Consider the following 6707-nt stretch of genomic DNA (forward strand, 5'->3'; position numbering starts at 1 on the left):
TTATACGGCTCAAATAAGTATTGGAAAGAGCGGTATGGATACCACAAACGTTCACTCTCAGAAACAGCGATGTATCGAGTTAAACAGTTGCTAGGAGGGAAACTGAGCTTAAGAAATTACAATGCCCAGGTGGGTGAAACTTACGCGATGATAAAAGCGTTGAACAAGCTTACTGGGTTAGGTATGCCTGAAACTTGTCGTATTGACTAAAAAGTATGCGAAACGGGGTGCATCTATCTCTAAATTTAATTACGCAACAAAGCCTTCCCTACTCTCTTTGATTAGTTTGTTTTCTAGGTGGTACTCAGATCATTGAATAATATTTTTTTTCTTTAGCGAGAGGGAAATAGATGTTGTTATTATTATAAGAACGCCACATGTGCTCATCCAACTAGGGATTTCATACCAAAAAATAACCCCCCAAAGTATATTGAAGACCAAGCCGATATAGCGGGTGACTGCAACTACAGCGGCGTTTTCATGACTGAATGCCTTTGTTAGGAAAATTTGCCCAATGAGCGAAACAAGACCAATGGCAATTAGATAAATCCACGCAATTCCCTGTGGAACCACAAACTCATCCCTCATCAAGTAACCGGATACCAACATCGAAGTGAAAAGAAAATAAAACACAATCTCGTAAATATGGTGCCTCTTACTCAGGTGGCGAATAGTGATAGAGGCAGCCGCCGCAAAAAAAGCACTCGCCACCCCTGAGAGGGCATACAAATTAAATGTGTCGAAGCTAAATGGATTTACAATTAAGGTAACTCCAACCAAAGTGAGCGGAAAAAGGAATGCTACTTTTTTAGGGGCTTTTTCTCCCAAAATTAGGTTGGAAAGTAATATAACGAAGAACGGGGACAGGTAAGCCAAAATCACGGCGTCCGCTAGCGGCATGTGGGTAATCGCGTACACAAAAGCGAGCAGATAAAACGCCCCAAACAGGCCACGAAGCAAAAGCATTGGTATGCCCGTGGTAGAAAACCTGATACTCGCTTTCCACATTAAACCTAAAATCAGAACGGTTCCTATTGCGCTTCGGAAGAAGACAATTTCAGAGCTTGGAATCGTCAAACTGGCCGCTTTAATAAGTGCGTTCATGACACTAAAAATGAACGCAGAAAATATAGTTAACGCTACACCGTTGTTCATGATGGGTTTCTTTAAAGGTCGTATGATAGACGCACCCAACCAAGGTATTGGTGCGCTTGAGTGCGGGACTCTTCAATCAAATGGTGAGGGAGTTGAGAGCTACTTAACCAAGATTCGAATATACCTAGCACACGGTTAACGCTCGGTAATGCAATCCCATGCGCTCTGCCTAAGACTTGAAGCCAGTAAAGATTCTGTATATCTTCTTTAGGTATTCGAGGTAAAGACAACTTGCCTTTTTCCACCTTACCTTTGGCATAGGGCACGGCAGAGAAGTTGAAGTAGCACCCATTTTCATTCGGCTTAGAAAAAGGATCGATCAGAATCGCGCTGTATCGTACGTAAACCAAATATTCCTGCGCTATTGGAGTGAGCGACATAAACTGCTCAATTTGACGACGACGAATGGTTTCTGGATGCACAGGGTAGTTGTCATCATTGAGAAATTGTAACAAGTTAAATGGTGTTCCGTTAAAGTGAAGTATCAATCTTGATATATCGCGCCATAGCTCAACCAAAATGTGGATGGTTTCGGTTGTGATCGGTCCCTCAGGGAAAAGTTTGTACATGTACTTAACTTCTCTCGTCTCACTTAAGATATGATTGAGCGAGAAAGGGGTCATAAAAAATGCGGGATGAACGAAAGAGGTAATGTTTCGTCCTTCTACGCTAAACCCATTTTCCAACTCGACAACTTCAACACCGATATCCGCTAAAGTTTGAGTCAGTAGCTCTAGGACAGGGCATTTTTCTTTACTTGAGTAAGCATAAATACGTTTTTTAACCGCTTTGGTAAGGACACGAACGCCAGCTTGTTCCGTTATAAATTTAGTGGCCGCAAAGTAATTGGAAAATATCAGTACGTTGGGGGTTAAATTCAGTTCTGAAAACAAGCCTTTTACAATCCGGTGCCCACCAAATAAGGATGAAATGAGGACTACTATTTTTGTGGAACTCAAACACGATTTAGGTAAAGCCAATAGAACCGCTGAATAAGCATGAGATGGGGTGCCCAGAACCAACGTATCCCATTGTCCGCTTACATCGCGTAAATCTTCAAAAACCGCATCAAATATCACCTGCCCAGCCATTCGCTTCAAAGAGGATTTGGCAGCGAAAATATGCGCAATACGTTCGTTGTGTAAGCTTTCGAACATCGGCTGCCAGCGCTCTGATGAGCGGTTTACTAACCCAAGTTGCTCGCACTGGTTTCTGATGATTTTTGCTGTCTGAAATGCGGCTGGCCCTGTGCCAACGATTAACACTTTTCCTAATGAAAGAGTCATTTTGCGCGCTCCATCAAGACGGTGTCATATATCGCTGCATCGTTATGGATCTGTTGTGTTTCCCACCCATCCATTAGGTTTGGGTTGAAAGGGTAATTGAAGGCGGACTTTAAACCATTACCGAATCGAACTAATACTCGGTGAGAGTGGTTAAGATGAGGTCTAAGCTGTCTGAGTTGTTCCCATTTATGTTCCACTAAAGAGGCTACTACAACATGAGTTGGCCGGAAAGAGACAAACTCAGTGATTAGATCTTTGCAGCTAAAAGTGGTTGACAAGTTGAGTTGGTTGGCCATTTTCACTGCCTGCTCATCAAGATCTATACCGTGCACGAGAGCGCCTGTGCTCTGAGATATAGTGAAAGCAGAAACCGGATAGGACCCTGAGCCAATAAACAGGACTCGAGAGTTGCTTTCAATTCCTGCTTTTTTTAGTTCAATTTTTGTGTTTTCAGAAAGTTGGTATAAATATTCGCTGATGTCGATTTGATGCTCTCTGGCACACTGAGACTGATGTTTTTCCAATAAACACAGAGCTTTTACAGCAGTTTCACGAAGCTGCTTGATTAAACGATCGTACTCAGGGGTCATATCAAAATCATCGCTAATGGTTTTAAAATTTTCTTGCAAAATCCAAGCGCAAAACTCATCAATTTTTTCTTGCAAAAGGACAAAACATTCACAATTTTCAAGGCTGTAATGAGTCAGGGTTTGAATTTGAGATTCAAACGTGGATAGAGAAACTAATAAGTGATATTGCCTTTTATTCATTGCCATAAGAATGCCTAATCTGTTTTAAGGGCTCGAACTGGGGTGACGTGGGTATGTCCATGAACGCAACAACCTACGTCCACATGAATCTGATAGATTTTCCCCAGCCTTTCAGAATCGAGCACGTCTTCTGGTTTACCGCAATATTGAACTTCACCATCATTCATTAAGAGAAGATGGTCGCAGTATCGAGCAGCGAGAGAGAGGTCGTGTAGGACCGCAATTGTGATGATATTTTTGGCTCGGGTATATTGACGAACAAGGTCTAAAATTTGGACTTGATGCTTGAGATCTAAGGCGCTTGTTGGTTCATCTAAGAGCAATACCTTGGGCTCAGCAACAAGAGATTGCGCCAGTGAAACCAGCTGTTGCTGACCACCGCTTAGTTGAGAAAACTGTCTAAGGGCGAGATTTCTCAAACCTAGATAACCAAGGATGGCGTCTGCTTTTTGTTCTTGTTCAAATGTGATGTTCCAGCTCAGTTGATGAACCAAGCCCAGTAAGACAAACTCAATAACCGTTAATTGACAGGGAGATTTGTTGAGTTGACATAGGTACGAGAAGGATTGTAGCGGTAATCTCAGCCCGTCCTCCCCACTTGAATTAATCTTCCCATCAGAAGGAATGATGCCCATGATAGCTTTGAGCAATGTCGTTTTTCCTGCGCCATTGGGCCCTAAAATGGCGGTAAATTTGCCACCCAAAAAGTGGGCATCTACCTTCTTTAAAACGAGTTTTCTTCCAATTGGAACGGCAAGATTTTCTATTGAAAGCGACGTCATTAGATAAACCTCCTGCTTATCAGAAAATAAAGAAGGATTGGCACACCGACTAAGGAGGTGACGATACCAATTGGTATGATAGTGCCTGGGACAATCAACTTAGCAACAAGAGACGAGGTACATAAAAGCAACGCTCCCATTAATGCCGCCAAAGGTAAGTAGAAACGCTGATCTTCGCCTATTAGCATTCTTGCTAGGTGAGGAGCAACCAAACCAATGAAACCAATGGTTCCGACAAACGACACTGCTCCTGCAGTTAATAAGGAACACAGTAAAAACATCTGTAGTCTTAACTTGCTGGTCTTTATTCCCAAGGCGAGTGCACGCTCTTCGCCTAAAGTGAGGGCGGTGAGTGCCCATACCTTAGATAACGCAAAGACCAAACCGAACAGAAAAACGGCTCCTGAAACAAAGAAGGACAACCAACTCGCCTTCAGTAGACTGCCAAATAACCAAAAAACAATTTGCTGCAGCACTTCTGGTGATGCCAAATATTGAATTAATGACTGTAAAGCCTGGAAAAAGAAGAGAACGACAATACCTGCCAAAATCAGGATTTTTGCGTCCATATGTCGGCTGCGACCAATTATGTAGATCGCCATACTCGCTAATCCAGATGTCAAGAAAGCGGCAAACGGCACGCCTAACCAATGCAAACCAAATACTGAAAAACCGGTTAAAAAAGCTATGGCTGCACCAAATCCAGCAGCAGCAGAGATACCAAGGGTATACGGACTGGCAAGTGGGTTGGCTAAGAGGGTTTGCATTAGACCGCCAGCGAGGCCGAGTGAGGCGCCAACCATAAGACAGGTGAGAGTGATGGGTAACCGAAGTTGCCAGACAATAAGTGTTGATAAGCTGTCACCAGAGGGACCACCTAGGAGGGCTTCAACAACTTGTTCAATGCCTAGCCACGATGAGCCAGTACCAAGATCGAATAAAGCGGAAAAACTCGTTGCCAGAAAAGCGCCTAGCAAAATCTTAATTCTTTGCTTCTGCATTCTTTGATAAATAGCGCCGCTGGAATGATTCAGGTCAGACGATGCTTTCATGCTTTCATTCATGAGTTACGCCCACCTGAATCATGAAAGTGCCTTTGAGCGCTTGCGGCATGTAGTTCCTAAAAAATTCTTGGTGCAATTTCTTAGGTTCAATATCTTTAAATGCTTCTGGGTAAATAGACTTTGCTAGATACAACAAGAAAACGTGGTCGTAAATAGTACGTGTTCCTGAGTGGTATATACCGTAGACGTCACCATTTTTAACTGCCGTCAGTTGATTCCAGCCAGCACGATTTAGGTAGGGGCGGTATCTAGTTTGCGCTTCTTCCATTGTGCTGTTGAAACCAAGCAGGGCGCTGTCGTTATGTTTAACCCAGTGAGCACCGGATATAAAGATCACTTCTGGATCTTGACTCAAGATATATTCAGGCGTTAGGTGGGCAGAACCTTCAAACATCCCATGGGCAAGGTTATCGGCCCCCGCCATTGTCAAAAGGTTGCCCCACATTGTCGTCGAGTAAGATTTACCGTATTCATTTGGTCCACCTGTACCTGCTTCCACATACACACGGCGTGCCGCGTGGTTTTCCAGATGCCTCGTAACACGTTGTTTAACCATGTTTACTGTGTTTTCGTATTCCGTTGCAATCGATGAAGCGCGTCCTTCTGTCCCCATTACTCTGCCTATAACACGTGTGCTAATGACGTGTTTTTCAAGCGTTTGAGCATTGAAGTCTACAACGACAACTCTGATACCATTCTTTTCAAGTATTTCAACTTTTTCACCAAGGGATTGATATTGCCACGCCGCAAGAAGTGCAACATCAGGTTTAGTTAACAAGAGTTTTTCGAAATCAAAAGTACCTGTATAAAGAGAACCTGAATCAATAATCGTTTCTAACTCAGGAATGATTTTTTTATAGGTGGTCCATTGAGATTGACGGTAATCTTTCCAAGAGTGTCTTGGGAAAATAGCCACTTTTTTGTAAGCATCTGGTCCAGCGATCGCTAGGTAATCCTCAAAATAAAAACCTAGGAAAATTTTTTCTGCCGGCTTTTCTAAAGAGATGTTTCTACCGAGCACGTCTTTGAACTGAAGAGCTGTAGAAGCAGAGGCCATGTCACCCAAAGCCAAAGTTGCCAAAAAAAGTGCTTTTACTTTTAAAAGGTGTCCTTTCATTCCCTCGACCTCAAATAGAACACTAATTGTTATAATGTAACAATGGTTCTAGGGTTGAAAAGATATATATTTATTATTTATATCTATTAAATATAAATAATAAAGCTAGGTGGGTTTGTTGTTGCGTAATTCAATGGAACTAAATCAAGAACCTACGATATGATCAGCTACGTCCACTCTCTCTCGTAGCTCTATGTCTAAACCTCGTTACAAAACAACCAACAGGAAGCAATACAACCAATCGCTCATTCACCGTGGCTCTCTGACTTTTTGGATTGATGAAGAGGCAATAAGCGGTTGGGCGCAAAGCAAACAGAATAAGCGCGGTAGGCCACGTCGATTCAGTGATTTAGCTATCACGACAGCACTCATGAAAAGTCAAAAAACACGAGACGGATGGCAAGCGTAGAGTCTGGCGATGGCGCGTACGACACGAGAGTGTGCCACGCTGCTATTAAGATTAAGCGAGCCGTTGCGCTTATTCCCCCAAGAGAAGGAGCAGCCTTCTGGGAGCGTGGTCACCCTCGAAATCT

Annotated in this window: 6 protein-coding genes and 2 pseudogenes; 2 read left to right on the forward strand and 6 right to left on the reverse strand. The window is 43.0% G+C overall.

Annotation, left to right across the window (positions count from 1 at the left end; translation table 11 throughout):
- Positions 1 to 210 (forward strand): annotated as a pseudogene (locus tag AB4589_RS17195) (IS5/IS1182 family transposase); the annotation flags it as partial.
- 99 nt (positions 211 to 309) lie between these two features.
- Here AB4589_RS17195 and AB4589_RS17200 read toward each other — a convergent pair.
- Genes AB4589_RS17200 through AB4589_RS17225 form a run of 6 tightly spaced genes read right to left on the reverse strand, consistent with a single transcriptional unit; the run spans position 310 to position 6174 of the window.
- Complete coding sequence (locus AB4589_RS17200; protein ID WP_016800130.1) at positions 310 to 1155, reverse strand: DMT family transporter; 846 nt, start codon at positions 1153 to 1155, stop codon at positions 310 to 312.
- Between the two features lie 11 nt (positions 1156 to 1166).
- A complete protein-coding gene (locus AB4589_RS17205) occupies positions 1167 to 2441 on the reverse strand; it encodes an opine metallophore biosynthesis dehydrogenase (protein WP_102491809.1) in 1275 nt (424 codons plus the stop codon).
- Positions 2438 to 3217 (reverse strand): hypothetical protein, encoded by a 780-nt coding sequence (locus AB4589_RS17210; protein WP_372101254.1) that lies wholly within the window; start codon positions 3215 to 3217, stop codon positions 2438 to 2440. The genes AB4589_RS17205 and AB4589_RS17210 overlap by 4 nt, the downstream gene beginning before the upstream one ends.
- A gap of 8 nt (positions 3218 to 3225) precedes the next feature.
- Positions 3226 to 3993 (reverse strand): ABC transporter ATP-binding protein, encoded by a 768-nt coding sequence (locus tag AB4589_RS17215; protein ID WP_372014508.1) that lies wholly within the window; start codon positions 3991 to 3993, stop codon positions 3226 to 3228.
- Positions 3993 to 5057, reverse strand: coding sequence for an iron ABC transporter permease (locus AB4589_RS17220; protein ID WP_016800126.1), 1065 nt, complete (start codon positions 5055 to 5057; stop codon positions 3993 to 3995). Before AB4589_RS17220 ends, AB4589_RS17215 begins: the two co-directional genes overlap by 1 nt.
- The gene (locus tag AB4589_RS17225) at positions 5050 to 6174 is read right to left on the reverse strand and encodes an ABC transporter substrate-binding protein (RefSeq protein WP_372014511.1); all 1125 of its coding nucleotides are present in this window, start codon (positions 6172 to 6174) and stop codon (positions 5050 to 5052) included. The genes AB4589_RS17220 and AB4589_RS17225 overlap by 8 nt, the downstream gene beginning before the upstream one ends.
- A 193-nt stretch (positions 6175 to 6367) precedes the next feature.
- On the opposite strand from AB4589_RS17225, the pseudogene AB4589_RS25705 reads away from it, so the two are divergent.
- Positions 6368 to 6707 (forward strand): annotated as a pseudogene (locus tag AB4589_RS25705) (transposase); the annotation flags it as partial.

This window comes from Vibrio sp. 10N.222.49.A3, from assembly GCF_041475145.1.
Taxonomy (GTDB): domain Bacteria; phylum Pseudomonadota; class Gammaproteobacteria; order Enterobacterales; family Vibrionaceae; genus Vibrio; species Vibrio tasmaniensis_A.